This window comes from Thermosulfurimonas sp. F29 (genome assembly GCF_019688735.1).
Taxonomy (GTDB): domain Bacteria; phylum Desulfobacterota; class Thermodesulfobacteria; order Thermodesulfobacteriales; family Thermodesulfobacteriaceae; genus Thermosulfurimonas_A.
Window position 1 is genome coordinate 338,932 of the sequence record NZ_JAIFYA010000003.1, and the last position, 26,200, is coordinate 365,131.

Consider the following 26,200-nt stretch of genomic DNA (forward strand, 5'->3'; position numbering starts at 1 on the left):
CGATGCCTCCGGGAAAACCCCTTGGGCTCGTGGCCGGGGAGGGACATGCCCCGATCTATTTCGTGGAAAGGCTTACCGGAGAAGGTGTACCTCTGGTGGTGGTTACCTTTTCGGATGACCAGGCCCAAAGACTTTCGGCAGCGGGAGCCCGGGTGTTCCGGATCCGTATGGGTCAGTTCGGCAGACTCCTGAAGATTTTGAGGGAACACGATGTGCAGGAGGTTACCTTTCTGGGAAAGATCGAGAAACCCAGGGCCCTGCGGGAAGCCCTTCCGGATCTTCGGGCCCTTATTCTATGGAAGCGACTCGCAAGCCGCAACGATGATGCCATTCTGAGGGCCGTATGTCAGGAGTTCGAAAAGGAAGGGTTTCGCGTGGTCTCACCGGCGGAACAACTTCCGGAACTTCTCACCCCGGAGGGGGTACTCACCCGACGGGCTCCCTCTCGGGAGGAGTGGAAGGATATCCGCTGGGGGCTTTCCGTAGCCCGGCGTATAGGAGAGCTCGACATCGGACAGTGTGTGGTGGTTAAGGAACGCATGGTGGTGGCGGTGGAGGCCATGGAGGGGACGGATGAGACCATCCGCCGGGCCGGGCGGTATCGTCGGGGAGCCGTGGTGATCAAGATCCTCAAGCCCACACAGGATCCCAGACTGGATCTTCCCTCCGCCGGAGCGGAGACGATTCGCGTGATGCGCGAGGCCGGAGCACGGGTCCTGGCCCTGGAGGCCGGAAAAAGTCTCTTTTTCGAGCAAGATGAAGCCATACGCGAGGCCGATCGGGCCGGAATAAGTATAGTGGGGGTGCGATGAGAAGAGTTCGGGTGGGAGTCATCGGAGTAGGACACCTGGGTCGATTCCACGCCGAAAAGTTCGCCCGTCTTCCGGGAGTTGAGCTCGCGGGAGTAGCCGACATAGTGGAGGAGCGAGCCCGACGGATCGGAGAGGTTCACCGGGTCTTCTGGACCACCGATTACCGAAACCTCCTTCCCCGTGTAGAAGCCCTTTCCATCGTCACGCCCACCGTTACCCACTATGAGATCGCCAGAGACTGTCTTTCCGCCGGCAAACACCTATTCGTGGAAAAACCCCTTACCGAACATCCCGAGACCGCCGCCGAGCTGGTAGAACTGGCCGAAAAGAAGGGTCTCGTTCTCCAGGTAGGACACATTGAGCGTTTCCAGCCCTCGATAAAGCGTCTTCTTTCCCGCGTGCGCCGTCCTCTTTTCGTGGAGGCTCACAGGCTTTCGGGATTCTCCCCCCGGGCCCTCGATGTGGATGTAATTCTTGATCTCATGATCCACGACCTGGATCTCCTTTTAGCCCTGAACCCGGAGGGCGGTGTGCAAAGTATGCTTGTCGCGGGGGCCCCGGTACTCTCTCCGCGGATCGACATCGCCAGCGTGCGCATCCTTTTCGACAACGGACTCTCGGCCAATCTCACCGCCAGCCGCATCTCTCTCACCCCTCAGAGACGGTTCCGGGTCTTTGAACCGGGAGGTTATTTTTCCGCCGATACCCTGAAACGACGCTACTTCGAAGTCCGTCTGGGAGAGAAGGGACAACTCACCCCCCTGGAGGAATCCTTTCCCGAGGCCGATCCCCTGCAGGAGGAACTTGCGGAATTTGTTAGATCGGTTGCAGAGGGACGGGACCCTCCGGTATCCGGAAGGGAGGCCCTGAGGGCCCTGGAACTGGCTCACCGCATCAAGGAGGAAATCCAGGATTATCTGCGCCTTTGCGGGGAGGAGCTCCGCTTTGAAAGCCTCAAGTTCTAAGGTTTTGATCGTGGCCGGGGAGGAATCCGGAGACCTTTACGGGGCGGAACTCCTGCGTCGGGTGCGGGAAATTCAGCCGGGATTTACCTTTTACGGTATCGGGGGCCGAAGGATGCGGGCCGCGGGGCTGGAGTGTCTGTATCCGGCGGAACCGCTGGCCGTGGTGGGACTACCGGGGCTCTCCGAGCTACGACTCCTGCGTGAAGCCTGGCACAGACTCGCGAAATTCCTGCGGGAGGGATGCCCCCGGGCGGCGGTCCTCATCGACTTTCCCGGATTCAATTTACGCCTGGCCAAACTGTGTCGCAAACTCGGGATACCGGTCTTCTATTACATCGCCCCTCAGGTGTGGGCCTGGCATCGAAGCCGTCTTCGCATTCTCCGCAAAACCGTGGATCTTCTGGCGGTGGTGCTCCCCTTTGAAAAAGAGTTCTTCGAACAGGAGGGAATCCGAGCCGTTTTCGTAGGACATCCTCTGGTGGATCTGGTGCGTCCGGCCCTCTCCCGGGAAACTTTTTTTGAGATCGCCGGTCTGAACCCCCATCATCCCCTCCTGGGCATCTTTCCCGGTAGTCGCCGGAGTGAGGTGGAACGCCTGCTTCCGGTGTTTGCAAAGACCTATGAGATACTCAAAAGGGACCATCCCCGGCTCCAGGCCGTGGTGGTCAAGGCTCCGGGGCTACCGAAAACCCTCCTCTGGGAGGATCTCGAGCGCCGGATCAAGGTGTTGGAGGGCTACCAGCACGAGGTGCTCCAACACGCTGAGGCGGCCCTCCTTGCCTCGGGGACCATCACCCTGGAGGCGGCTCTGCTCGAAACTCCCATGGTAGCGGCCTATCGGCTTCCCGCCCTGGCCTACCTTCTGGCCAGGATCCTGGTGAAGGTTCCTTACATCACCCTTCCCAATCTCATCCTCGGGGAAGGGGTGGTTCCGGAATTCATCCAGGGCGGGGTACAACCCGAGGCCCTGGCCGGCGCCCTGCGCCCCTACCTCTTCGAGACCCACATACGGAAAGAGACCCGCCGAAAACTCGCCCGCGTTAAAGAACTTCTCGGAGGCAAGGGAGCCTCCTGGCGGGTGGCGGAACTTCTGGTGGATTTCCTGCGCTCTATTTCACCACCAGAACCTCTACCGTCTTCGGCTTCCGCAACACATTGACCACCACATCCCTCTCGTAGCGCCGGAACTCAAGATCCACGGTATGCTCTCCCACCCGGAGCCCTGTAAGCCTTACCCAGGAAAGGAATTCCGGAAGACGCGGACGAATAAAGGCCAAGCCCTTGCCGGTGAATTTGAGCCCCAGGGAGGCGGAAAGAAGCATGAAAACCGACCCCGAGGCCCAGGCCTGGGGACTGCAGGCCACGGGATAGGATACCGGGCCCTCTCCGGCCCGACGGTTGAAACCACAGAAGAGCTCGGGAAGACGGTGGTGAGGGAAGTAATGGCTGGCCTCGAAAAGTCCCCGAAAGATGCGCTCAAGGGGTACCTTGAGTTCATAGGAAGCCAGGCCCTGAGCAATGAGGGCATTATCATGCGGCCATACCGAACCGTTGTGATAGGAAACTGGATTATAAAAAACCTCCTTTCTGGAAAGAGTGCGTACCCCCCATCCTGAGAAAAGATCCGGTTCAAAGAGCCTGCCGGCTAGATCCCGGGCCTCTTCCTCGGAAAGGACCTCGGCAAAGAGAAGATGCCCGGGGTTAGAAGTCTTAACCAGACACGGTCTTTTCCGACCATCCAGAGCCAGGGCGGGAAAATCAGCCCCCGGAGGGAAAAAAAGTCGCCGGAGTTTCTCACGAACCCCCTCAGCCCGGGAAAGGAAGGAGAGCACCAGGTCATGCTTGGCCAGTGCCCGAGCCATACGAGCCATCTCCAGATAGGCCCGGTAAAGATAGCCCTGAATCTCCACCAGGGCCACCGGAGGCTCAGGAAAGGTACCATCCCGGTGAAATACACTGTCGTGGGAGTCCTTCCAGCCCTTGTTAACCAAACCCTCCTCGGAGGGACGATACTCGATAAGACCGTCCCCATCGAGGTCTCCGTAATGTTCCATCCACTCCAGGGCCAGCTCCAGGTGCACCCAGAGCCTTTTTAAAAATTCGAGATCCTGGGTCCTTTCGAAATAGGTTCCGGCCAGAATGATGAAGAGCGGGGTAGCGTCCACCGAACCGTAATAACGACCAAAAGGGATCTCTCCGGTGGAGGCCATCTCCCCGAACCGCATTTCATGGACGATCTTACCCGGCTCGGCATCGCGGGAGGGATCGTGTTCCGTAGCCTGAGTCCGGGCCAGCACCTCCAGTACGCCCCGGGCGATATCCGGATTAAACCAGAGCGTCTGCAACCCCACTATGAGACCGTCTCGTCCGAAGACAGTATTGAACCAGGGGATGCCCGCATAAGGATAGAGCCCGTAAGGAGTACGAGTCAGCATCATGAAGAGATCGTATTCCGAACGTTCCAGCCAGCGGTTAAAGTACTCATTGGAGCTCTCCACCCGGACACTCGAGCGGGTAAATTCCTTGCGTTCCCGTCGTCTCAGGAAAAGAGCGGAACGAAAATTCCCGGATCGCTCTTCCCTTCCCTCGACACACCGCACCGCAAGTCCCAGATTGATTCTCTCCTTCGGGGCTAGATGCAGCAGGAAACGGGCCTCCGTGGGGGATATCCTCTCGGGTTTTTCGGAAAATGTGATCTCCACCGTACGAACCACTCCGTCCAATCCGTGATACCTTATTCTCACCACATCCTCCTCCACCTCGGGGGGCAGGGTATGTCCCCTTCTGCGGCGTGGAGTGCCCCGCACCTCGAAGATATCCACAAAGTCCGCCCCGAAGGCCAGGGTCACCGGGAGCTCCAGTTCGCGGAAGGCGTAATTGGTAAAGACGATTTCCTCATAGTAGTCCCCCTCATAAAGCAGCTTGGTCCGCCGGAGGTGAATAGCACCCCGCGGAAGAAATACCTCTCCGAAAAAGAGATCCGGATTGGTGAGGTTTACCTGAATGAGAATCCCGTCAGGGGAAAGAGCGGAACCGAGGAGGAAAGGCCTGGTCTCGCAGCAGAAAAGTTCGAGGCGCGAAAGGAATCTGGTCCCCCGGTGATAAAGGCCCAGTTCTCCGAGCCCCCCCGGACGGATATCTCCCTCGGCATTAAAGAGGGCAAAGGTATCCCCGTGTTTGAAGGTGAGGTTGCGCGGGGAAAGCCCCGGGCTCTGGGCCAGGATGTAAAACTTCAGGCCGCCTTCCGCCAAAGGGGCACCTCCTCGACACGAAGGCTTTCGTAGAGTTTAAGATAATCCCGCGCCATCCTCTCCGCGGTGAAGCGTTCCTCAAAGACCCGACGGCATTCCCGCCGGGAGATTCGAGAAAGTTCCTCCACCGCCTTTTCGGCCTCCTCCATACTCTCCACAATGTATCCGTTGCGGCCGGGCTCAATGATCTCCGGAACGGAACCGCATCTCCAGGCAATCACCGGAGTACCGCAGGCATTGGCCTCAATCATAACGATGCCGAAGGGTTCGGGCCAGTCAATAAGCATAAGGAGAGCCAGCGCTCCGGCCAGAAACTCCTGTTTCTCCGCCTCCGAAATTTCCCCCACAAACTCCACCCAGGGACTGGACAGACGGGGTTTTATGACCTCCTCGAAATAATCCTGATCCGCTCGATCCACCTTGGCGGCCATGAGAAGAGGTACACCCACCCTCTCGGCCAGGTCTATAGCACGATCGGGACGCTTTTCCGGAGAAATCCTTCCCAGAAAGGCCAGGTATTTACCCGGTCCGTAAGAAGGACGATAAAGATCCCGCGGCAACCCGTGATGCACCGTACCCACCCAGTTGATAAAGGGCAGGGGTCTTCTCTGGGCGTCGGAAATGGAGACAAAAGGGGCATCCCTGAATTCTTTGTAAAAGGGATAAATCTCCGGAAGATCCAGACGCCCGTGCAGGGTGGTGAGGTAGGGTACCCGGATCCTGCGCATAAGCGGGAGATGCAGGTAGTCTATGTGGAAGTGCACCACATCGAACTCGTGAGCCATCTGAAGAACCCGCTCCACCATAAGCACATGAAGGGCAAGAGGGTCCTTTACCCCCGCAAGCCTCAGGGCCTGCGGAGCACACGGAATCAGCCGGGCCGAGGTCTCGGAGTCCCCGCTCGCAAAAAGGGTTACCTCATGGCCCTGGCGCACCAGTTCCTCGGTGAGCCAGGAGACCACCCGCTCAGTTCCTCCGTAAAGTCTGGGGGGCACGGATTCAAAAAGTGGTGCCACCTGTGCAATCCTCATCGGGTTCACCTCCCTTGAGCGTTCTCTGTCAGGGCTCCCGCCCTGAAGCCGGCGATCATGTCCGAACGGAAACAGGACCCCATCCAAAAGTTAAGACCTGTTCCCACTTTAGGAACCCCCGGGGATTACAGTAGAGCACCCCTGCGTCCCAGCGACAGGGGGGACTCATCAGGGAATGGCAGGGGCACGAGGGAGAGGGATTATTCTCCTTGGGGGAGGCGCTGTCTTAACCAGGCCAGCAAATCCCCGGGCAGACGCACCAGAAGGGAAAGGGCCAGCACCGGAAGCCCCGAGTCCGAAGCAGGTATCCTTACCAGGTCCTTTTCCGTAGTGATCAGGGCCTCGGCCCGGCAACGCAGGGCCCGTCGGGTTAGGGCCTCAAGCTCTGCGGGACCATAGAAGTGGTGGTCAGGAAAGGCCTCAAATCCACACACTTCCATTCCCCGTTCCTCGAGAAGGCGAAGAAACCCCCGCGGTTCCCCTATTCCGCAGAAGGCAAACACCCGGCGAGGACGCCTTTCCGACAGGGGACGCAGGCTCCCCCCCAGCAATCGGATCAGGGGCCCTGCCTCAAAGGGAACGGTGAAGACCGGAAGCCCCAGAGCGGCAAATTTTCGGGCCAGTTCGTGAGCCCTCTCGGGAAAGAGGTTGGCACGGGAGATCAGTACCGCCGAGGCCCGTCGCGCCACACTCACGGGTTCGCGCAGTCTTCCCGCGGGAAAAAGCCTTTCCCGGAAGGGATCCCTTCCTGCCGAGACCACCAGCAGATATAGGTCCGCTCTCAGGGCCAGATGCTGAAAGGCGTCATCGAAGAGAATCACACCGGGAGAAAAGCGTTTGCGGGCAAGATCTGCCGCCTGCAGGCGATCCCGTCCCACCACCACCGGAACCCCGCAAAGACGCAGAGCGCAGAGCCAGGCCTCATCCCCCGAAACCCCGGGAGCCACCAGAGGTCCGCGCCCCTCCGAGACCACGAGAGGACCCCGGGCCCTTCCCCCGTAGCCCCGCAGAATAACCACCGGGCGCAACCCCAGGGCGTGAAGGAATTCGGCCAGCGCAAGAGTAATCGGGGTTTTGCCCTCGCCCCCCAGGGATAGATTACCCACCACCACAGAAAAGATTCCGGGATGTCTACGACTCCTTAAACCCTTCTCATAGGCCCGGCGCCGGAGGCGCATTCCCAGGGCATAACCCCAGGAAAGGGGAAGGTAAAGGGGTTGCGTCTTTTCCCAGAAAGTGACCAGCACACGCGAAATCATCGGAAGGAAGGACCGAGTATCGGCGCCAGAATCTCCCGGGCCCAGCGAATAGCCGAAGAGGACAGCTTCCGGGCCTCCTCCGGAGAGACCCCCTCCGCGAAACTCCGCGCAGCCTCACGAAAAAATCGGACCGCCTCCGCCTCGGCGGCCCGTTCGAGTTCGGCAAGAAGTCTTTCTCCCTCCGGTTTCTCCCTGGGAGCCTCTATCTGAGCCAGGGCCCAAATGGCCTTGGCCGCAAGCCAGAAGGCCTCCTCAAAGTGCCCCCGTCGAAACTCCTCCTCGGCATACCTCAAATAGGTGCGGGCCCTTATAAAATAAGGCATCTACGAGGATTCCGCGGAGCCCTCTTCCCGAAGACGACGATAAAAGTGTTCGGTCATTATCTCATCGGCCTTTTCACAGATCTCCCATAAGAGATCTATCATCTCCAGCATCTCCGCCTGTCCGTCCGGAGGACGCATCTCAAAGTCCTCCAGAAAGGCTCCGGATTCCAGATATTCCTTAAACTCCCGAAGGCGTTTAAGCGTAAGCATCAGCTAACCCTCTCCACATACTCCCCGGTGCGGGTATCCACCCTGATCACATCCCCCTCGTTTATAAAAAGCGGCACCTGCACCACCGCCCCGGTCTCAAGCCTGGCCGGCTTGGACCCCCCGGACACGGTATCACCCCGCACGCCCGGCTCGGTTTCTTCCACCCTGAGCTCCACCGTGTTCGGAAGTTCCACCCCGATGGGCTTGCCTCTATAGTAAAGGACTCTCACGGTAATATTTTCCTGGAGAAACTTCCAGGCCTCCCCCAACTGATCCCTGTCCAGATAGATCTGGTCGTAAACCTCCAGATCCATAAAGACATAACGATCCCCTTCCCTATAGAGGTACTGCATCTCCTTTTCCTCAAGATCCGGCCGGTCGAAGGTATCCCCGGAACGAAAATTCACCTCGAGTACCCTTCCGGTGGCAAGATCCCGGAGTCTGGTCCGTACGGTGGCCTGCCCCTTGGCCACCTTGGAGTGTTGATATTCCAGGACCTCGTAGGGTTTCCCCTCCCACTCGATCTTGAGACCGCGCCGGAAATCCGAGGTGGAAATACTCATCCCCTACCTCCTCTCAAAGATAATAAGTCTTTCATTCTTCCGGACATATCCGTATTTTTTGCGGGCTATCTCCTCGTAGAGAGCCGGATCTCTCTTAAGGGCTTCTATTTTTCTGGAAAGTCTTGCATTTTCAATCATAAGCCGGGCCATTTCTCTCTCAGCGGTCCGGTAACGCCAGTCAAAGAAAAGTCCCAGAACAAGGCCCAGCAAAATAGCCCCTGTTACCAGTACTCTCCACCGCCCGGTATGCCCCGGAGAACATCTCCCCTCACGGGATCCCGCTCGCCCCGGCCGATAGACCCGGGGACTTACCGCATCCTTCATCGGAAAAAGCTTAAAACAAACCCCTCCCGCATTCAAGTGCCAATTACTGAGGGGAGGAAGCGCAAAATACAAAAAAAAGGGGGCCATAAGGCCCCCCTTCCTGTCCACCGCTTCAGCGGATTTAGAAGGTGTAGGTCACCCCCAGCGAGACCCGATACATGTCGTCGGCGCTGCTGTCCACCTTTCCATTGAGATTCTTATCGGCCCAGGCGTCCAGGGCATCCCCGGCCCAGAGGTAACCCGCCGCCAGGTTGACGGTGAAGTTCTTGTAAAGCTCGTACTTGGCGTACACATCGAGCTCCCAGCCGATGTCGTCATCGCTCTTGTGATTGCCCGCCTCGGTCACCCACTTGGCATCCTCATCGAACTTCATGTAGTTCACCGCCGCGGCCAGCGAGAGCTTCGGGGTGGCCTTGTAGTCCACCCGCAGACGATACATCTGGAACCCGAGCTGATTGAGATACGGCGCGGTGGAAACGGCGTATCCGTCGTCAAAAGCTCCGTCCTCGAAGAGAACCACGCTTCCCTCGGTGTGGGTGTCCACGGCCATGTAATTGTCGAGATCGCCCTTGGTGGAATTGTCGTCTCCGCTAGCCAGCCACCAGAGGAAAGATACACGAAGCTGGTCGTTCACCTGATAGCCGAGATCCGCATAATAGAACCACCCATCAAAGTCCTCCGTGGAACCGTCATTGTCCACATCCCAGGCATCACCACCCATGTGAATCACACCCAGATCCACATCCACACCGGAGACGGCAAACTGCGCATCTCCCCCGAGGTACCAGGGCTGCACATCGTGCCAGAGGTTTCCACCCACATTATAAGGAACGGATACATTATCCTGTCCGTTCATGGGGATGAAATAGACCTTGGCCATGGCCTTGTCCACATTCAGGACCTTGGCCAGGTTGAACATGAATACGCCGGCAAAGGCATCAAAGTCATTGTTATTCCTGTCATCCGGCCAGGTATTATCGAACCCGCGCACCCACACGAAGACGAACTTGGTGGGAACGGGCCCCAGGTCAAATCCACCGGAAATGTCGATACCCGGAGCCGTCTCGTTCCAGAGGAAGCGATTCACGAAGTAAGGATTGAGACCGACCCGCATCCTGAGCCCCAGACTCTGACCAAAGGGCAGCGCAAAGTCCAGGGTCATCTGGCGCACCTCCACATCCGTGCTCTCATTGCGGGGCACCAGCTCCCGATTGCTATTCACTGAGGTCTCACCGAAGCGGACCGAACCCACCTCCATGGCCCAGATACCCTTCACCTTGCCATCGTCGCTCGAGGCCACCGCCCAGAGCCTGAACTGGAGCGAGGCCCAGGTGTCGTCAAGCTCGGTTTTAGCCTGCCCCACGGGCTTGACCTCGTCCGTGGTAACCCCTTCTCCGCCCGCCCCATTCCGGGCGTCCAGTTTATACCAAGTTGTATAAGCCCCCATCAAACCGTTCACCAGATTGGGCGTGGTCCCCTTCTCGAACATTCCCCAGGCATTACTGGTCTGTAACTTCGCCCCGAATTCCCCGTGCAGCTCCACACTCGCCGCCTGCGCAAGACCCACCAGACCCAAACTCAAAAACAGAACCAAAACCAAATCCCTCACCTTCCTCATGACACGCCTCCTTGCTTTTTTAAGGTTTTTTACATTCTCTTAATCTCCTCTAAACAACCCATACCAAAAAAGCAGGGCGACCCCCTTCCCCAGGAGCCGCCCCCCCTATTTTATCCCGCAAGCCTCCTACACACAACCCGTGGGCTTCGGAAGACCGGCCATCTTACAGGCCCCCTTACCCGGACCGGAAGGAAAGAGCTCGTAAATCTTCTTGAGAGGATACCCCGTGACCTTCGAAAGGATCCGAACCATGGGGGCCACACCGTTCTTCTTGAAATAATCCTGCAATACCTTGATCACCTTCCAGTGCTCCTCCGTAAGCTCCTGAATCCCCTCCTGCTCCTTCACATACTCCACCCACTCCATACACCATGCATCCAAACCACCCTGCAGGAATCCATCCTCATCAACCTCAAAAGTCTTCCCTTTGTACTCGACCGTGGGCATGATCTACCTCCTCCTTTCCAAGATTCTTAACTGGCAACTTATTACTATCTACCCGAAGAGTTGTCAAGAAGGATTATACCCAATAATTTCCAATGAGTCTGATCTATTTTAAAAATTCCGGCCTTTTTAACCTCAAAAAGAGCTTTTTGCCATTCCCTAATCCAAAGGGGGCGATCCAGGGGGGGGTAATGGTGAGCCTCCCCCTCGGGATGATAGTGCCCCATAAGATTTACCGTTACCTCTTTAGATACCTCTTTGACCAGAAAGCGCATGATTTCGTAAGTTCCGGCAAGCCCCCCGGGCAGAATCAGGTGTCGCACCAGGAGTCCCCTCCTGGCCACCCCCCTCTCGTCGCACACCAGGTTCCCCACCTGGCGATACATCTCTCTTATGGCCTCCCGGGCCCTTTCGGGGTAGTCCCGGGCCCCCAGGATCCTTTCCGCCACCTCCGGATCCCAGACCTTGAAGTCCGGAAGGTAAATGTCCACCACTCCGGCAAGCTCCCGGAGCACCTCCACCCTCTCGTAACCCCCGGTGTTGTAAACCACCGGAAGGCTAAAACCCTTTTCCAGCGCGAGCACCAGAGCCTCAAGGATCGCCGGGATCTGGGGGGTGGGGGTGATAAGATTCAGGTTCTCGCACCCCTGCTCCTGAAGCTCGAGGAAAATCCCCGCGAGCTCCGCCGCGCCGATCTCCCTTCCCCTGCCCTCCCGGCTGATCTCCCAGGTCTGACAGAACACGCAGAAGAGGTTGCAGCCGGTGAAAAACACCGCCCCGGAGCCCCCCTTCCCCACCAGACAGGCCTCCTCGCCGAAGTGGGGTTCGTAGCCGGACACCACCGGCCCGGCGGGAAGCCCGCAGCGCCCCCGCTCCCCGGCCGCCCGATCCACCCCGCACTCCCAGGGACAGAGCCGGCAGCGCGAAAGGTGCTCCCGGAGAACGGAAAGGGCCCTTCTGGCGGCGGAAAGTTTATCCCTCACGGCCGGAGTCCACCTCGTAGATGAGGGCCACCTCGTCACAGTCCGGGAACTTGGGACACCGGACGCAATCGGCCCAGACCTTGTGGGGAAGCTCACCCTTTTCTATCCCCCGGAACCCCAGTTTCTCGAAAAACTCCGGCACCACCGTGAGCACGAAAACCCGGGAGAGCCCCAGTTCGCGAGCCTCGGCAAGACAGGCCCGGACCAGATCCGCTCCGATGCCCTCCCGCTGGTACTCCTCGCTCACCACCAGGGAGCGGATCTCCCCGAGATCCTCCCAGACGATGTGGAGTCCGCAGGCCCCGGCGATGAGATCCTTACCCGGCACCTCGTAAACATAAAACTCCCGCACGCACTCGTAGAGCTCCCCCAGGGGACGGGGGATGACCTGTCCGATCTTGGCGAAATGCGCAATGAGCCGGTGAATGTCCCTTATGTCCCGGAGACGGGCCTTGCGAATCACGGCTGAATCTTCTTGATGTAGGCCTTTTTAACCAGTTTCTCGCTCCGGAGCCTCCGGTAGGCCTTCTCGGCCTCGTCCCGACTCGCAAAACGCCCCACATAGACCCGATACCAGATCCCCTTGCCGGGAATGTTCACCCGGGTCACCTGAGCGGCGTAGCCCCGATCCCGGAAGATCCGGACATAACGCTCGGCCTCAGCGGGATCCCGGAAGGAGGCCACCTGGAGGGTGAAGTAGGGCTCGCGGGGCTTCACCGGGGCCTTCGGAGATGGAGCCGGCTTCGACGGAGCCTCCACCGACGGTGCGGGGGCCTTTTCGGAAGGCACGGAGGTCTCCGGAGTGCTGGCGGAGGGGGCTCCACCGGGGGCAGGCGACTTCTCCGTGGGCGGAGGGGAGAGCCTTCCGGGGGCGAGCACTCCGGGGGGCGGGCTCACCTCCTCGGCGGGGACCTCCTCGGGGACCTTTTCCTTGCGGAGGGTCTTTTCCGCCACCGGAGAGGGCCCCTTGCCCACCATGCGCTCCCCGAACCACACCCCCAGAATGAACATCCAGAGAAAAAGACAGACGAGCAACAAAAACACGAAGACCAGTCCCAGAAACCCGAGTTCGATGCGAAACCTCTTGGCCATGGTTCACATCCTTTCCGGGGCCGAGACCCCCAGGAGATTAAGTCCCGTGGCCAGCACCTGTTTCACCGCCCGGGCCAGGGCCAACCGGGCCCGGGAAAGCTCCCCGTCCTCGGAGATAAAGCGATGTTTGGTGTAGTAGTCGTGAAGAGCCGTGGCCAGATCCAGAAGAAAGTAAGTCAAACGGTGCGGCTCGAGGTTCTCGGCGGCTTCCTCGATCACCACCGGGAAGGCGTCCAGGAGCTTCAGAAGCCGGAAGTCCTCGGTGGTGTCAAGCCGGTGAGCGGGTACCCCCTCAGGAGAGGGCAGAGAAAGCCCCACCTCCTCGGCCTTCCGGAAGACACTCGCCAGCCTGGCGTGGGCGTACTGCACATAATAGACCGGATTCTCGCTGCTCTGGCTCTTCACCAGTTCCACATCGAAGTCAAGGGGGGCGTCACACTTGCGGGTGAGGAAGGTGAACCGTACCGCATCCCGGCCCACCTCGTCCACGAGCTCCCGCAGGGTCACGAACTCCCCGGCCCGGGTGGACATGCTCTTTAACTCACCCCCCTCGATCAGGTTGACCATCTGAATGAGCAGCACCCGCAGTCTTCCCGGATCTATCCCCAGGGCCGAGAGCACGGCCCTGAGCCGGGGCACATAACCGTGATGATCTGCCCCCCACACATCCACCACCACATCAAAACCCCTTTTCAAAAACTTCTCCCGGTGATATGCGATGTCGGAGGCGAAATAGGTAGGCTCACCGCTGGCCCGGCGCACCACCCGATCCTTCTCGTCCCCGAAGGCCGAGGCCCGGAACCAGAGGGCTCCGTCCTTCTCGTAGAGGTGACCCGCCGCGGAAAGGGCGGAGAGGGCCTCCTCCACCTCGCCCTTCTCGTAAAGTTTCCTCTCGGAGTACCACACATCGTAGGTGACCCCGAAGTCCTCAAGATCCCGCTTTATCTCGTCGAGGATCTCCCTGAGGGCGAATTCCCGGCAAAGGGCCAGGGCCTCCTCCTCGGGCCGATCCAGCAGATCCGGCTCCCGTTCGAGGAGCCGCCGGGCCAGGTCCTTTATGTATTCCCCCCGGTAGTGATCCTCGGGGAAGGCGACTTTCTCCCCGGAGAGTTCCCGCGCCCGGAGCCACACCGAGCGCCCCAGGATGTCCATCTGACGGCCCCGGTCGTTTATGTAGTATTCCCTTACCACCTCGAACCCGGCAAAGGAGAGGAGGCGGGCGAGTGTATCCCCCACCGCGGCTCCGCGGCCGTGACCTATGTGAAGAGGCCCGGTGGGGTTGGCGGAAACGAACTCCACCTGGACCCGGCGACCGGCCCCCAGGTCGCTCCGCCCGTAATCTTTTCCCTCCGAAAGGACGCGGGCCACCACCGACTGCCAGTAAGCCGGGGCCACCCAGAAGTTTACGAATCCCGGACCCGCCACCTCCACCCGGGAAAAGAGGTCGGTCCTCGCGGAGAGCCTTTCCGCAAGCTCCTGCGCCACCTCCCGCGGAGGCCTGCCCAGCCGTCCGGAAGCCACCAGAGCCGCGTTGGTGGCGTAATCCCCGAGCTCCTCCCGCGGCGGAGCCTCCACCTTAAAGGATACACCCTCCGGGAGATACCTACTCAGTTCCGCCCTGATCCTCTTTACGATCATCGTCCTCCTCGCGCCTGAGCGTCACATCGGGACTGAAGTCCGGACACTTTACGGGTTGGGTGTTGTCGAAGGAGAAGCGCTTGGTGCAGTGCTCCCTCCAGGCGCACCGGGAACAGAGGACCGGCTCGTTCTCCATCCCCCTCATGATTCCTCCTCCACTACCACCACATGCTTCATGAAGTCTATCTCTTTAAGGCGGCCGCGAATCCTCCTGGGCTCCTCGAAAAAGGCCCTGAGCACCACTCCGTCCGGCTGGACCTCAAGGCCCACCACATCGCGCATGACCTCTTCTTCCTCCTCCCCGCGCCTCACGATCACCCGGGCCTGACACATGATCTCCTCTCCTCCCGAAAAATTACTCCTTAAAACACTAAATCCTATTCCCCCTCCTGTCCACGCCCTCCCGAAAAAAGATTCTATTGGGAAGGGGGCAACAGGAAGGGACGGAGTTCGCCGGGGTCCATCTTAAGGGAGGGGAAGTAGTCGGGGAGGGGGGCGTGTAGAAAGAGGGGGGTTCTTCTTACGGGATGGAGGAGACCCAGGGCCAGGGCGTGCAGCAGAATGGCCCGGCCCCCGGCCACCCGTTTTGCGGAACCGTAACGCCGGTCCCCCCGGACCGGATGTCCCTCGTGGGCCAGTTGCGCGCGGAGTTGATGCTTGCGTCCGGTCTCGGGGAAAAGAAGAAGGGCGGTCCAGTCCGGCCCCCGCTCAAGCACCCGGAAACCGGTAAGGGCCTCCCGGAAGCCCGGGGCCGGTCTCCCGGAGACCAGCGTTCGTCCCCGGGTTTCGTCCCAGCGCAGGTAATGCCGGAGCACCCCGGCCTCAAGAGGGAAACTCCCCTCCACCACGGCGAGATAGGCCTTGCGGATCTCTCCCTCCCGGAAGGCCCGGGCCAGACGGGCCGCGGCCTTGGAGGTGCGGGCAAGAAGTACCACCCCTGAAGTGACCCGATCCAGCCGGTGCACCAGGCCCAGGTAAACCCGCCCGGGCCTGGCGTAGCGTCGGCGCAGGTATTCCCGGGCCCGGGAAAGCAGGGTCTCGTCCCCGGTGCGATCTCCCTGCACCAGAAGCCCCCCGGGCTTGCAAACCGCAAGCAGGTGATTGTCCTCGTGGAGGACGAAAAGGCCATCCTTGACACTCCCGGGGGGCTGCACCATACTTTTAGCCATGGAATTTTACCTCATTTTAGCCGCCCTCCTCGGGGTCCTCATCGCGGCCTTCGCCATCCAGAACGCGGCCCCGGTGGCGGTTAAGTTCCTGGTCTGGCAGTTCGAAAGCTCCCTCGCGGTGGTGGTCATCCTCTCGCTTCTTTCGGGGATGATCCTGATCTTTCTCATCTCCCTTCCCGGAAGACTCAAGCGCCGCAAGGAGCTTTACGACCGTGATCGGCGCATACAGGAACTCGAAAGGAGACTCGCCGAGCTGGAAAAGATCCATTCCTCCGGAGAAAACGCCCCCGCATGAGTGCGGCCTTTGTCCCCGTAAAACCCGATTACGCCTATCCGGAAAAGAGGGAACTCCTCGAGGCCCTCTACGACTTCGTGGAGGAGGAGGCGGCCCGGTTCGAATTCGTGTGCCGCAGGGGTTGTTCGCACTGCTGCACCACCCATCTCTGGCTCACCTCGCTAGAGGCCCGCTATCTGCGCGAGACCCTCGCCCCGGAGCTTGAGGAGCGTCTCCTCAGCCTTTCCCCTTATCCCCGTCCCGGTAGCACCCCTAACACCATGGCCCTCTTCCTGATGCGGGGAAAAGATCCGCCTCCGGATTACCCCGCGGAGGTAAAACCCTGTCCTCTTCTCACCGACGAGGGCCTTTGCGCCGTCTATCCCCGGCGCCCCCTCACCTGCCGTCTGATGTTCTCCCTCAGACCCTGTGCGGAGAACGGAGAGGCGGAGGTGCCCCCGGATTTTCTGGGACTCTCGAGCCTCCTCTTTCAGCTCGTGGAGGAGGTGGATGTGGGCGGGGTGTACGGGCACCTGAGTGATCAGGTCCGTTTTCTCCGGGATCTCGAGGCCGGAACGGAGGAGGTGCCGGAATGGCTTCTGGGCAATCGCGAGGCCCCGGATCTGGCCTATTCCCCGGAGGAGGAATATCTGCGCGGCGCCCTCTCCCGGCTCTATCGCCGAAAACTCCCCTCGGGGAAGACCTTCAAGGAGCTTCTCGACGAAATCAAGGAGGGTTTCGGCCCTCGCGAGGCCCTTTCCTTTCTCGATGAAATCCTCTGAGCCCCTCTATCTTCTCCTCCTGCGCCACGAGGAAACCGTAAACCCCCGGGGGGTGCTTTACGGCCAGGAGGATGTACCCCTTTCCGAGTCGGGACGCACCCGGACCCGGGCCCTGGTTGAACGCCTGGCCCGTCTTCCCGTGCGGGCGGTGTACGGAAGCGATCTTTCCCGCTGCGCCTACGGAGCCCGGCTGCTCAGCGAAAGAACCGGGGCTCCCCTTATCCTGAATGCCCTCTTCCGGGAAATCCACTTCGGACGGTGGACGGGCAAGACCTTTGCGGAGCTTCTGGAAATACCGGAGTTCCGCCGACGCCTCGCCGACCCCGAAACCATAAGTCCCCCGGGAGGGGAAAGCCTCCGGGATCTATCCCTTCGCGCCGGAAAGGCCCTGGATCTCATCCTCCGCCGGCATCCCGGAGGGCTGGTGGTGGTCTTTGCCCACGGTGGATTCAACCGGGCCCTGGTGTGCCGGGTCTTCGACATACCCCTGCGGCGCTTCTTCTCCCTGGAACAGCGCCCGGGGGCCCTCAACCTGCTGGTCTTCTTCCCGGAGGGCGAGCCGGTGCTGGCCCTATTTAACGCCCCTTCCGAGGTGGATCTCCCCGCCCTCCTGGAGTATTATGGAAGCGGTGCGGGACCTCATCGCCAACCTTAAAGAAGCCGCCGCCCTCGTTCAGGGAGAAAACCTCGTCCTGGTAAACCAGTCCTTCCGAAGGCTTTTCGGGCTCAAGGGGTCCCTTCCCCCGGCCTCGGAACTAATGGCCCCCTTTCCCGAGGAGAGCGGCCGGTTCGAATCCAGAAGACTGGTCCCCCTGGAACCCCCCCTGTGGGTGACCGGCGTGAGAATACCCCTTAGCCCCGAAAGACACCTCCTGGTGCTCTGGGAAAAGGACCCCCCGGACGCAGACCGGGACAAGATCGAACTAATGGGGCGGCTCGCCGCCGAGATCGCCCACGAACTCAACAATCCCCTGGGAGGCATCCTTCTTTACGCCAACCTCCTCAAGGAGGACCTCCCCCCGGACAGTCCCCTGCGGGACCATGTGGAAAAGATCGTAAAGCTCGCCACCCGGGGCCGAATCATCGCCAAGACCGTCCTCAGCCTGGCCCATCCGGAAGAGGGTCCCCGGGAGGTGGTGGATCTGAACCACCTCCTCCGGGAGATGTACGACCTGGTCTCGGACTATCGGGTCCTGCGGCAGGTGGAGCCGGTGTGGGAGCTTGCGCCGGAACCGATACGGACGAGGGGTGTGCGTTCCCAGCTGGAGCGGGTGATCTTGAACCTTCTCATCAACGCCGGAGAGGCCATGGAGGGCCGGGGGCGACTCTTTCTGCGCACCGGACGCAGGGGGCGGGAGGTCTTCTTCGAGATCCGGGACACCGGGCCGGGCATCCCCGAGGAGATCAAGGAGAGGATCTTCGAACCCTTTTTCACCACCAAGCGGCACGGCAAGGGCACCGGTCTTGGCCTTTCCATCTGCCACAGTATAGTTAATCGACACGGAGGACGCATCGAGGTGGAAAACCTAACTCCCTGCGGAGCCCTTTTCCGGATCTGGCTTCCGGGGGCGGAGGAATGAAAACCAGGGGACGGGTACTCCTCATAGACGACGACCCGGGTATTCGGGACGCGGGGTTTCAGGTGCTCTCCCGGGAGGGCTACGAGGTGGAGCTGGCCGGCACCGCGGAGGAGGCCCGGCGCCTGATCTCGGACTACGAGTTCGATGTGATTCTTCTGGACCTAAAGCTTCCCGGGGCCGAGGGGCTGGAACTTCTCCGGGAGATCCGGGAGGAGGACCCCCAGAGCCAGGTGGTGGTGATCACCGCCTACGGCACGGTGGAGGTGGCCGTTTCGGCCATGAAGCTCGGGGCGGCGGACTTTCTTCAGAAACCCTTCAGCCCCCAGGAATTGCGTCTTGCCGTGGCCAAGGCCCTGGAAAAAAAGCGCCTCACCCTGGAAAACCTTTACCTGCGGCAGACCCTTGAGGAACGGGTGGGACGGACGGAATTCATCGGAAGGAGTCCCGCCATAAAACGGGTGCTCGAGAGGGCCGAGCTGGCCGCTCAGACCGACTCCACGGTGCTCCTTACCGGAGAGTCCGGCACCGGCAAGGGGCTGCTCGCCCGCAAGATCCACGAGATGAGCCCCCGGCGGGAAGGTCCCTTCGTGGCCGTGGACTGCGGCACCCTGGTACCCACCCTCTTTGAGTCCGAACTCTTCGGCCATGTCAAGGGAGCCTTCACCGGGGCCACCTCCCACAAGGTGGGAAAGTTCGAACTGGCCCACGGAGGCACCATCTTTTTCGACGAGATCGGAAACATCTCCCCGGACATCCAGGCCAAACTGCTCAAGGCCGTGGAGGAAAAGGAAATCTCCCCGGTGGGAAGCCACCGGATCGTCCGGGTGGATGTGCGCATCATCGCCGCCACCAACAAGGATCTGCGGGAGGAGGTGCGGGCCGGCCGCTTCCGGGAGGACCTCTACTTTCGTCTCAATGTGATCTCCATTCACCTCCCCCCCTTACGGGAACGCAGGGAGGACATTCCCCTGCTTGCCGAGTACTTCCTCAAACGCTACGCCGAAAAGCACGGCAAACCCGTGCACGGAATCTCCCCGGAGGTGATCGAGGCCTTTCTCCGGTATTCCTGGCCGGGAAATGTGCGGGAGCTGGAGAACACCATCGAGAGGCTGGTGGTCTTTGCCCGGCGTCCGGTCATCGGACCGGAGGACCTTTACTTCGCCGGATTCGAATCCGAGGGAGCGGAACCGGAGCCGGAGGAGGACCTCTCCCTGGAGGAGGTGGAAAAACGCCACATCCTGCGGGTGCTTCGGGCCTGTCAGGGGAACAAGACTCTGGCGGCACAGAAGCTGGGCATCGACCGCAAGACCCTCCGGGAGAAGCTCAAACGCTGGGGCCTAGCCGGATAAACCACAGCAGACGGAGTCCGGTGCCGGAAGCGGTCCGGTAGATCCCCACGAGTCCGTCCAGGATCTCCAGGGCCCGTCCGCGGGGGGTGCGCCGGTAGGAAAGCAGGAAGGCCAGTTCCTGAACGCTCTCCCCGGCCCCGGTCTCGTAACGGTAAAGCCCCCACAGGAGCCGCACATAGCGTCGCCCGTCGGCGAACCGGTACACCTCGAAGAGCCGCAGGAGGGGCCCCAGGTTGCGCTCAAGCCCCTCGTCGTAAAAGGGAAGCAGAGCCGGGAAGTAAAAGAGACTCTCCCCGGAGACGGTCCGCCGCCAGTGTACGAAAAGGGGCCAGACGCGCAGGAATCTCTCCCGTTCCCTTCCGTGACGCACGATCCGGCGATAGCTCGACAGAAGGAGAAACCGCCCTCCAACCTCCTCTTCCGGGCCGCGACGGAGCTCTTCCCCGAAAAAGAGGGGCCAGAGCACGAAGTTTGACCGATGATCCGGGGCCTCGCGGAAACCGAAAAGGGGCCAGAGACGAAACCCCCGGCGATCCTCTCCCCGCTGAATCTGGACGAAGGGCCAGGGAAAGTCCCACTGCTCGAAGTCCCCGTCTCTGCCCCGCACATGCTGAAAGAAGGGCCATAGGTAGATCCGCCGCCGGTAGGTGGGAGTCTCCTCCCGCACATAAAGGGGCCAGACCATGCGTTTCTCAAGCGTCGGCCGTCCCTCCGCGTAGCGGGTCTCCCAAATAAAGACGGGCCAGAGGAAAAAGCTCCGCCGGTACTCTCCCCTCTTCTCCCGGAAGCCCCAGAGGGGCCAGATCTTAAACCCCGAAAGGGTGGGGCCCCGGCTGTAGTTGAAGATGGGCCACAGGATGTTGGTGGATCGATCCCCGTCCACCGTGGCTCGGGAGTAAAGGGGCCAGAGCACGAAGCGTATCTCGTCGTATCCGAAGCGATCCCTCATGGTCCCGTAGATGGGGAATACCCCCCAGTAGCCCTCTCCCTCGGCGGTGCGCCCCCAGAAGACGGGAAAATAGGTGTGGCTTGAGGCCGGGGTGCCCTCTTTTTCCTCGGTCTCCCAGTCGTAGGAGAAAAGGGGCACGAGGCGAAGGTGCCGCCAGGTGCCCTCGGCATGATAGTGTCCCAGAGGGGAAAGAAAGTAGAGGTCCCGCTCGCCGGAATCCCTGCGGTTCACCCAGGAGACCAGGGGCCGCAGGGAGACCGAGGACTCCCTGCCGTTACGGTAGCGGTAGAAGAGAGGCCCCAGGGCCTCCAGGCGTTCCACCCCGGGGCTTCGGGCGTAAAAGAAGAGGGGCCAGAGGTTGACCCGGCTCTCGCCGGCGAGAGCCACCCCCGTCCACAGAAGGAGCCAGACCAGGGCTACGCGTCGCATCAGTGCATGGCCGCGCCGGCGATGGTCCCCAGCACCGATATGGGCACCTGTTCCTGAATACCGGTGGTGGCCCGGTTAACATTCTGGAGGGCCCGCTTGGCCTCTATGTAGAGGGAGTCGTCGTTTACCAGTTTGCCCAGGGTGCCCTCGCCGCGGTCGATCTTCTTAGCTATGTGTTCCAGCGAGGCCGCGGCCTGATTCAGATGCTCGTAAAGCTCGTCGTCGGTGAGGAGCTTGCCCAGGGTGCCCTGCCCTTTGTTGATCTTTTCGGCCACCTCCGCGATGGCCAGCGACCCCTTCTCCACGCTCTTCATGGCCGCCTGGAAGGAACGATAAAGCTCCTCGTCGGTGAGAAGCTTGCCCAGGGTCCCCTCGCCCCGGGCCATTTTATCCGAAACCCGGCGCAGGTTGGCCATGGTGACCTGAAAGTCCGTGAAACTGCGGTTGATCTTCCGGTAAAGCTCCTCGTCGGTGAGAAGCTTGCCCAGGGTGCCCTCGCCGCGGGCCAGACGCTCTCCCACGGTCTTAAAGGCGGCACTGGCGTCCCGGAGGTTGACGATCAACTCCCGGAGGTTGTTCTTTCCCTCCTCGGTGGCCAGGAGATCGGCCAGACCGGCGGTGACCTTTTCCAGGTTCTTCAGGGCCGGCCCGGCCTCGGCGATAAGTTCACTCAGATCCATGGGGCTTTCCGTGCGGGTAATCACCGCCTTCGGGGGGAGCTTCTCCGGGGCCTTCCCCTGGCGAATCTCCACGAACCGGTCCCCCAGAACCCCGGCGGTGCGGATGCGGGCCAGCGCGTCCCGCGACAGCCTCACCTCTTTATAGATGAGAAGCTCCACCCGGGCTTTCCCCTCGGGAAGAAGGGTTATGCGCCCCACCTTGCCGATCTCCACCCCGGCCATCTCCACCCTGGCCCCGCGTACCAGTCCGGACACATCGTCAAACACCGCGTACACCGGATAGGTGCCCTTCGGAGAAAAGGTCTCCTCCGCCAGCTTCACCGTGAGGTAGCCCAGGGCCAGAAGGGCCACCAGCACAAAAATCCCCACCTTTATCTCAGTGCTTTTCCTGTACATTTTGGACCTCCTCGGGATGACATCCCTCAAAGGCACTTTTCAAAAAGGCCCTGACAAAGGGATGTTCGCTGCGTCGGATCTCCTCCGGCGGTCCCTCGGCCACCACGCGCCCCTCGTGCAGGATGGCGATGAAGTCCGCGGCCTGCATGGCAATGGGCACATCGTGACTGACCACCACCCCGGTAAGCCCGTAGCGACGCTGGGTGTCCCGTATGAGTTTCATGATGGAGACCTGGAGAATGGGGTCGAGCCCGGTGGTGGGCTCGTCAAAGAGGATGATCTCCGGCTCGAGGGCGAGGGCCCGGGCCAGGGCCGCCCTCTTTCTCATTCCTCCGGAAAGCTCCGAGGGATACTTGTCCCGGGCCTCAAGGAGCCCCACCACCGCGAGCTTCTCCTCCACCCTCCTTTCGATCTCCCTCCGGGAAAGCCGGGTGTGCTCCATAAGGGGGAAGGCCACATTTTCGGCCACGGTCATGGAGTCAAAAAGGGCCCCCTCCTGAAAGAGGAATCCGAAACGCCGGCGAAGTTCCTGCCACTGGCGATCCGAAAAGGAGGTCACCTCCCGGCCGTCGATGAGGATGCGCCCCCGGTCCGGGCGCAGGAGACCAATGATGTGTTTCAAAAGCACGCTTTTTCCGGTGCCGCTTCGCCCCATGATGAAGGTGAGCTTTCCCGCGGGGATCTTAAGATTAACCCCCCGGAGGACCTCCTGTTCCCCGAATCTCTTATGTAAATCGATGAGCTCCACCATGGTCAAAACAGTAGCGAGGTCATTATGTAATCACCCACCAGAATGCTCACCGAGGCCATCACCACGGCTTCGGTGGTGGCCCGCCCCACGCCCTCGGCTCCCCCGGCGGCGTTGTAGCCCTTGTAACAGCCTATTATGGAAAGAAGCCCGCCGAAAACGAAGGCCTTGTAAAGGCCGCTGGCGATGTCCATCCACTCCACCATCTCCTGCATCTTCTTGACGAAGATCCCGGCGTCCACCTTGAGAAGGATCACCCCCACGAGATATCCCCCGGCAATCCCCACCACATCGGCGATCACCGTAAGGAGCGGAAGCATGAGCACCGCGGCCCAGAACCGGGGCACCACCAGGTAGTGCACGGGATTTACCGCCATCACCTCCAGGGCGTCGATCTGTTCGGTAACCCGCATGGTGCCCAGTTCCGCGGCCATGGCCGAGCCGGCCCGGGCCGTGACCATGAGACTGGTGAGCACCGGCCCCAGCTCCCGCACCAGGGAAAGGGCCACTAGACCACCCAGCAAACTCTCCCCCCCGAACTTGGAAAGGGCCCGATAGCTCTGAAAGGCGATCACCATTCCGGAAAAAAGCGCGGTGAGCACCACCACCAGAAGGGAATTCACCCCCACGAACTCCATCTGCTTAAAGAAGAGCCGCACCCGATAGGGAGGCCTGAAGGTGTAAGCCAGCACGGAAAGAAAAAGAAGAAACATCCCGCCGGCCTGGGAAACGAATCCCAATCCCACCCTCCCGAGATACTGAAGCAGACCCGTCATCACCCACCTCGCCGATCATACTTCTTATACTCCATCAATTGTTGACCAGCAACCTCGAGATTTCCCGAAAAGAGGGCACTCCGGCCAGCCCCGGCCGACTAACCTTGATGGCGGCCATCTCCACGGCCTTCTCCAGGGCAAAAACGGGATCTCTTTTCCGGAAAAGCAGACCGAAAAAGGCCCCGGCCAGGACATCCCCGGCTCCGGTGGGGTCCGTTGCGGGAACGCGGCGAGCGGGGAAAAAACGCTCCCGGTGCCCCTCGAAAAGACTGGCCCCCTCCGCTCCCCGGGTAAGGACCAGGAGATCCGTCCTCTCGCGAAGGGCTCCGAGAAGCCCCGGGAGGTCCGCGGCCAGGTCCTCCTCGCTCACCACCACCGCGGCAAACCGCGGCATTCCGGAAAGGTCGGGAATCGCCGGCCGCACGGTGCCGTCCGGGGCCACCCTCCGGAACCATCCCTGGGGATTGGCCACGATAAACCCCCAGCGGAAGGCCCGCTCGTAGATCTCCGCCGAGGGAGGAATCTCGTCGAGCACCGGGGCGAGGTGCAGGACCTCCGTCTCAAGCGGTCTTTCAAAAAGGGACTCCGGCGCCAGCGGACGGGCCCTGGCCAGAACCCGCTGGCGCCGGCCCTCCGGTGTCTCCAGGTTCTCGAAAACGGTGGTTTCCGGGGAGTCCTGATGGAGAAAAGAGATCTCCGGGAAGAGGGCCTCGAGCCGCTCCCGGCCCTCGGCGGAGGCGGTGAACACCCGCACGGCAAAACCCAGACGGCGCACGGTGAGTCCGGCGTAAAGAACCGCCCCGCCGAACCGGAAACCTCCTCCCGGAAGCACATCCAGGGTAAGGTGTCCCACCAGCAGGTAACGGCCCATCAATCCTCGAGCACGGCTCCTCTGGCCCCCGAACTGACCAGGCGGGCGTAACGGGCCAGCACCCCGGACACCCTTTTTTTCCTAGGGCGCCACCTGCGCCGCCTTTCCTCCAGCTCCTCCTCCGGGATCAGAAGATCCAGTCTTCGGGCGGGTATGTCTATGCGGATCCGATCCCCCTCCCGCACCAGGGCGATGGGGCCGCCCTCGGCGGCCTCCGGGGACACATGCCCGATGCAGGCCCCCTGAGTGCCCCCGCTGAAACGCCCGTCGGTGATGAGCGCCACCGAGGACCCCAGCCCCATTCCGATCAGGGCCGAGGTGGGGGAAAGCATCTCCCGCATACCCGGGCCGCCCCGGGGGCCCTCGTAACGGATCACCACCACATCCCCCGGACGGATCTTCCCCCCCAGGATGGCCCGGTAGGCCTCTTCCTCGGAGTCGAAGACCCGGGCCGGACCCTCGTGGCGCATCATCTCGGGCACCACCGCGCTGGTCTTGACCACCGCTCCCTCCGGAGCCAGCGTCCCCCACAGGATGGCAATGCCTCCCTCCTCACGATAAGCCCTCTCCACCGGCCGGATCACCTCGGGATCCCTTATCGCCGCGGACTCGAGCACCTCCGAGAGCCTCCTTCCGGTCCCGGTGAGAACCCCGGTATCGACAACCCCCACCCGGGTGAGTTCTCTGAGCACCGCCGGGATCCCCCCGGCCTCGTGGAGGTCCGGAACGCTGTGGGGTCCGGCGGGAATCAAACTGGCCAGGACCGGAGTCCGGCGCGAGATCTCGTCAAAGATCGTAAGGGGCAGATCTATCCCGGCCTCCCGGGCGATGGCCGGAACATGGAGCACCGTGTTGGTGGAACATCCCAGGGCCATGTCCACGGCGATGGCGTTACGGAAGGCCGCCTCGGTGGCGATCTTCCGAGGGGTGATCCTCCTGCGCAGGAGTTCCACCACCTTCATTCCGGTCCGCTTGGCCAGACGCAGGCGTTCGGCGGTCACCGCAGGGGCGGTGCCGTTTCCGGGAAGGGCCAGGCCCAGGGCCTCGGAGAGACAGTTCATGGAATTGGCGGTGAACATACCCGCGCAGGAACCGCAGGTGGGGCAGGCACAGGCCTCGAGTTCCGCCAGTTCCTCCTCGCTCATTTCCCCCTTGCGCACCCGGCCGACGCCCTCGAAGACCGAAATGAGATTGACCTCCCGCCCGCGGAAACGACCGGTGAGCATGGGCCCGCCGGAGACGAGAAGCGCCGGAATATTCAGACGCAGGGCGGCCATGAGCATGCCCGGCGTAATCTTGTCGCAGCTCGAGACCAAGACCAGGGCGTCAAAGGCGTGCGCCCGGGCCATGATCTCTATGGAATCGGCGATGACCTCCCGGGACACCAGGGAATAACGCATACCCTCGTGGTTCATGGCAATACCGTCACAGACCCCTATGACCCCGAATTCCAGGGGTACCCCGCCGGCCATCCGCACCCCGGCCTTTACCGCCTCGGTGATCTGCCGGAGATGCATGTGCCCGGGCACGATCTCGTTGAAGGAATTGACCACCCCCACCAGAGGCCGACGCAGTTCCTCGTCGGTAAGCCCCAGGGCCCGGAGAAGGGACCGATGCGGGGCTCGCTCAAGCCCCTTTTTTATGCGATCGCTGCGCATGGCCACTCCCTCCTTTTTTCCACTCT

30 protein-coding genes are annotated in these 26,200 nt (G+C 61.2%); 8 read left to right on the forward strand and 22 right to left on the reverse strand.

The genetic code is table 11. From position 1 onward, the window contains the following. Positions 1-2: 2 nt before the first annotated feature. From K3767_RS10100 to lpxB, 3 genes are read left to right on the forward strand one after another with little or no spacing between them, the layout of a single operon-like run. A complete protein-coding gene (locus K3767_RS10100; RefSeq protein WP_221173458.1) occupies positions 3-812 on the forward strand; it encodes an LpxI family protein in 810 nt (269 codons plus the stop codon). After that, the gene (locus K3767_RS10105) at positions 809-1,777 is read left to right on the forward strand and encodes a Gfo/Idh/MocA family protein (RefSeq protein WP_221173459.1); all 969 of its coding nucleotides are present in this window, start codon (positions 809-811) and stop codon (positions 1,775-1,777) included. The genes K3767_RS10100 and K3767_RS10105 overlap by 4 nt, the downstream gene beginning before the upstream one ends. Beyond that, on the forward strand, positions 1,758-2,936 hold the full coding sequence (lpxB, locus tag K3767_RS10110; protein WP_221173460.1) for a lipid-A-disaccharide synthase: 1,179 nt from the start codon (positions 1,758-1,760) through the stop codon (positions 2,934-2,936). Before K3767_RS10105 ends, lpxB begins: the two co-directional genes overlap by 20 nt. On the opposite strand, the gene K3767_RS10115 is transcribed toward lpxB, so the two are convergent. From K3767_RS10115 to K3767_RS10190, 16 genes are all read right to left on the reverse strand, one after another. Next, positions 2,887-5,028 carry an amylo-alpha-1,6-glucosidase gene (locus tag K3767_RS10115; protein ID WP_221173461.1) on the reverse strand — a complete coding sequence of 714 codons (2,142 nt, stop codon included), beginning with the start codon at positions 5,026-5,028 and terminating at the stop codon, positions 2,887-2,889. The genes lpxB and K3767_RS10115 overlap by 50 nt on opposite strands. Then, a complete protein-coding gene (locus K3767_RS10120; protein ID WP_221173462.1) occupies positions 5,010-6,059 on the reverse strand; it encodes a glycosyltransferase family 4 protein in 1,050 nt (349 codons plus the stop codon). The genes K3767_RS10115 and K3767_RS10120 overlap by 19 nt, the downstream gene beginning before the upstream one ends. A 200-nt stretch (positions 6,060-6,259) precedes the next feature. After that, a complete protein-coding gene (gene lpxK, locus K3767_RS10125; protein ID WP_221173463.1) occupies positions 6,260-7,306 on the reverse strand; it encodes a tetraacyldisaccharide 4'-kinase in 1,047 nt (348 codons plus the stop codon). A gap of 8 nt (positions 7,307-7,314) precedes the next feature. Next, positions 7,315-7,641, reverse strand: coding sequence for a hypothetical protein (locus K3767_RS10130; protein WP_221173464.1), 327 nt, complete (start codon positions 7,639-7,641; stop codon positions 7,315-7,317). Continuing rightward, positions 7,642-7,851 carry a hypothetical protein gene (locus K3767_RS10135; protein ID WP_221173465.1) on the reverse strand — a complete coding sequence of 70 codons (210 nt, stop codon included), beginning with the start codon at positions 7,849-7,851 and terminating at the stop codon, positions 7,642-7,644. Beyond that, positions 7,851-8,414: an elongation factor P gene (efp, locus tag K3767_RS10140; RefSeq protein ID WP_221173466.1), complete on the reverse strand. Its 564-nt coding sequence runs from the start codon at positions 8,412-8,414 to the stop codon at positions 7,851-7,853. Before efp ends, K3767_RS10135 begins: the two co-directional genes overlap by 1 nt. A 3-nt stretch (positions 8,415-8,417) precedes the next feature. Then, on the reverse strand, positions 8,418-8,825 hold the full coding sequence (locus K3767_RS12145; protein ID WP_370630456.1) for a septum formation initiator family protein: 408 nt from the start codon (positions 8,823-8,825) through the stop codon (positions 8,418-8,420). A 34-nt stretch (positions 8,826-8,859) separates the two neighbouring features. Then, on the reverse strand, positions 8,860-10,356 hold the full coding sequence (locus K3767_RS10150; protein ID WP_221173468.1) for a hypothetical protein: 1,497 nt from the start codon (positions 10,354-10,356) through the stop codon (positions 8,860-8,862). Positions 10,357-10,482: 126 nt separating this feature from the next. After that, positions 10,483-10,803 (reverse strand): TusE/DsrC/DsvC family sulfur relay protein, encoded by a 321-nt coding sequence (locus K3767_RS10155; RefSeq protein ID WP_221173469.1) that lies wholly within the window; start codon positions 10,801-10,803, stop codon positions 10,483-10,485. Positions 10,804-10,847: 44 nt separating this feature from the next. Next, positions 10,848-11,783, reverse strand: a complete 936-nt coding sequence (locus tag K3767_RS10160; RefSeq protein WP_221173470.1) for a radical SAM protein — start codon at positions 11,781-11,783, stop codon at positions 10,848-10,850. Next, positions 11,773-12,246 carry an N-acetyltransferase gene (locus K3767_RS10165; protein WP_221173471.1) on the reverse strand — a complete coding sequence of 158 codons (474 nt, stop codon included), beginning with the start codon at positions 12,244-12,246 and terminating at the stop codon, positions 11,773-11,775. Before K3767_RS10165 ends, K3767_RS10160 begins: the two co-directional genes overlap by 11 nt. Then, the gene (locus K3767_RS10170) at positions 12,243-12,875 is read right to left on the reverse strand and encodes an SPOR domain-containing protein (protein ID WP_221173472.1); all 633 of its coding nucleotides are present in this window, start codon (positions 12,873-12,875) and stop codon (positions 12,243-12,245) included. Before K3767_RS10170 ends, K3767_RS10165 begins: the two co-directional genes overlap by 4 nt. A gap of 3 nt (positions 12,876-12,878) precedes the next feature. Continuing rightward, the gene (gene argS, locus K3767_RS10175) at positions 12,879-14,513 is read right to left on the reverse strand and encodes an arginine--tRNA ligase (protein ID WP_221173473.1); all 1,635 of its coding nucleotides are present in this window, start codon (positions 14,511-14,513) and stop codon (positions 12,879-12,881) included. Next, the gene (locus K3767_RS10180) at positions 14,479-14,658 is read right to left on the reverse strand and encodes a hypothetical protein (RefSeq protein ID WP_221173474.1); all 180 of its coding nucleotides are present in this window, start codon (positions 14,656-14,658) and stop codon (positions 14,479-14,481) included. The genes argS and K3767_RS10180 overlap by 35 nt, the downstream gene beginning before the upstream one ends. Beyond that, entirely contained in the window at positions 14,655-14,846 is a 192-nt protein-coding gene (locus K3767_RS10185; protein WP_221173475.1) for a CooT family nickel-binding protein, read from the reverse strand. Before K3767_RS10185 ends, K3767_RS10180 begins: the two co-directional genes overlap by 4 nt. A gap of 83 nt (positions 14,847-14,929) precedes the next feature. Beyond that, positions 14,930-15,682 carry an RluA family pseudouridine synthase gene (locus K3767_RS10190; protein ID WP_221173476.1) on the reverse strand — a complete coding sequence of 251 codons (753 nt, stop codon included), beginning with the start codon at positions 15,680-15,682 and terminating at the stop codon, positions 14,930-14,932. Between K3767_RS10190 and K3767_RS10195 the strand changes: the two genes are divergently transcribed. Genes K3767_RS10195 through K3767_RS10215 form a run of 5 tightly spaced genes read left to right on the forward strand, consistent with a single transcriptional unit; the run spans position 15,681 to position 19,667 of the window. Beyond that, the gene (locus tag K3767_RS10195) at positions 15,681-15,977 is read left to right on the forward strand and encodes a lipopolysaccharide assembly LapA domain-containing protein (RefSeq protein ID WP_221173477.1); all 297 of its coding nucleotides are present in this window, start codon (positions 15,681-15,683) and stop codon (positions 15,975-15,977) included. The two genes, K3767_RS10190 and K3767_RS10195, sit on opposite strands and share 2 nt — an antisense overlap. Next, positions 15,974-16,738 (forward strand): YkgJ family cysteine cluster protein, encoded by a 765-nt coding sequence (locus tag K3767_RS10200; RefSeq protein ID WP_221173478.1) that lies wholly within the window; start codon positions 15,974-15,976, stop codon positions 16,736-16,738. Before K3767_RS10195 ends, K3767_RS10200 begins: the two co-directional genes overlap by 4 nt. Then, positions 16,725-17,393 carry a histidine phosphatase family protein gene (locus K3767_RS10205; RefSeq protein ID WP_221173479.1) on the forward strand — a complete coding sequence of 223 codons (669 nt, stop codon included), beginning with the start codon at positions 16,725-16,727 and terminating at the stop codon, positions 17,391-17,393. Before K3767_RS10200 ends, K3767_RS10205 begins: the two co-directional genes overlap by 14 nt. Then, positions 17,359-18,318 carry a sensor histidine kinase gene (locus tag K3767_RS10210; RefSeq protein ID WP_221173480.1) on the forward strand — a complete coding sequence of 320 codons (960 nt, stop codon included), beginning with the start codon at positions 17,359-17,361 and terminating at the stop codon, positions 18,316-18,318. Before K3767_RS10205 ends, K3767_RS10210 begins: the two co-directional genes overlap by 35 nt. After that, a complete protein-coding gene (locus K3767_RS10215; RefSeq protein WP_221173481.1) occupies positions 18,315-19,667 on the forward strand; it encodes a sigma-54 dependent transcriptional regulator in 1,353 nt (450 codons plus the stop codon). The genes K3767_RS10210 and K3767_RS10215 overlap by 4 nt, the downstream gene beginning before the upstream one ends. On the opposite strand, the gene K3767_RS10220 is transcribed toward K3767_RS10215, so the two are convergent. From K3767_RS10220 to ilvD, 6 genes are read right to left on the reverse strand one after another with little or no spacing between them, the layout of a single operon-like run. Continuing rightward, positions 19,642-21,045, reverse strand: a complete 1,404-nt coding sequence (locus K3767_RS10220; RefSeq protein ID WP_221173482.1) for a hypothetical protein — start codon at positions 21,043-21,045, stop codon at positions 19,642-19,644. The two genes, K3767_RS10215 and K3767_RS10220, sit on opposite strands and share 26 nt — an antisense overlap. Then, positions 21,045-22,121, reverse strand: a complete 1,077-nt coding sequence (locus K3767_RS10225; protein WP_221173483.1) for an MlaD family protein — start codon at positions 22,119-22,121, stop codon at positions 21,045-21,047. Before K3767_RS10225 ends, K3767_RS10220 begins: the two co-directional genes overlap by 1 nt. Next, a complete protein-coding gene (locus tag K3767_RS10230) occupies positions 22,102-22,872 on the reverse strand; it encodes an ABC transporter ATP-binding protein (RefSeq protein WP_221173629.1) in 771 nt (256 codons plus the stop codon). The genes K3767_RS10225 and K3767_RS10230 overlap by 20 nt, the downstream gene beginning before the upstream one ends. Positions 22,873-22,874: 2 nt before the next feature. Continuing rightward, a complete protein-coding gene (locus tag K3767_RS10235) occupies positions 22,875-23,645 on the reverse strand; it encodes an ABC transporter permease (RefSeq protein WP_221173484.1) in 771 nt (256 codons plus the stop codon). A gap of 34 nt (positions 23,646-23,679) precedes the next feature. After that, positions 23,680-24,516, reverse strand: a complete 837-nt coding sequence (locus K3767_RS10240; RefSeq protein WP_221173485.1) for a PfkB family carbohydrate kinase — start codon at positions 24,514-24,516, stop codon at positions 23,680-23,682. Beyond that, positions 24,516-26,174, reverse strand: a complete 1,659-nt coding sequence (ilvD, locus tag K3767_RS10245) for a dihydroxy-acid dehydratase (protein WP_221173486.1) — start codon at positions 26,172-26,174, stop codon at positions 24,516-24,518. Before ilvD ends, K3767_RS10240 begins: the two co-directional genes overlap by 1 nt. Between the last annotated feature and the right edge of the window lie 26 nt (positions 26,175-26,200).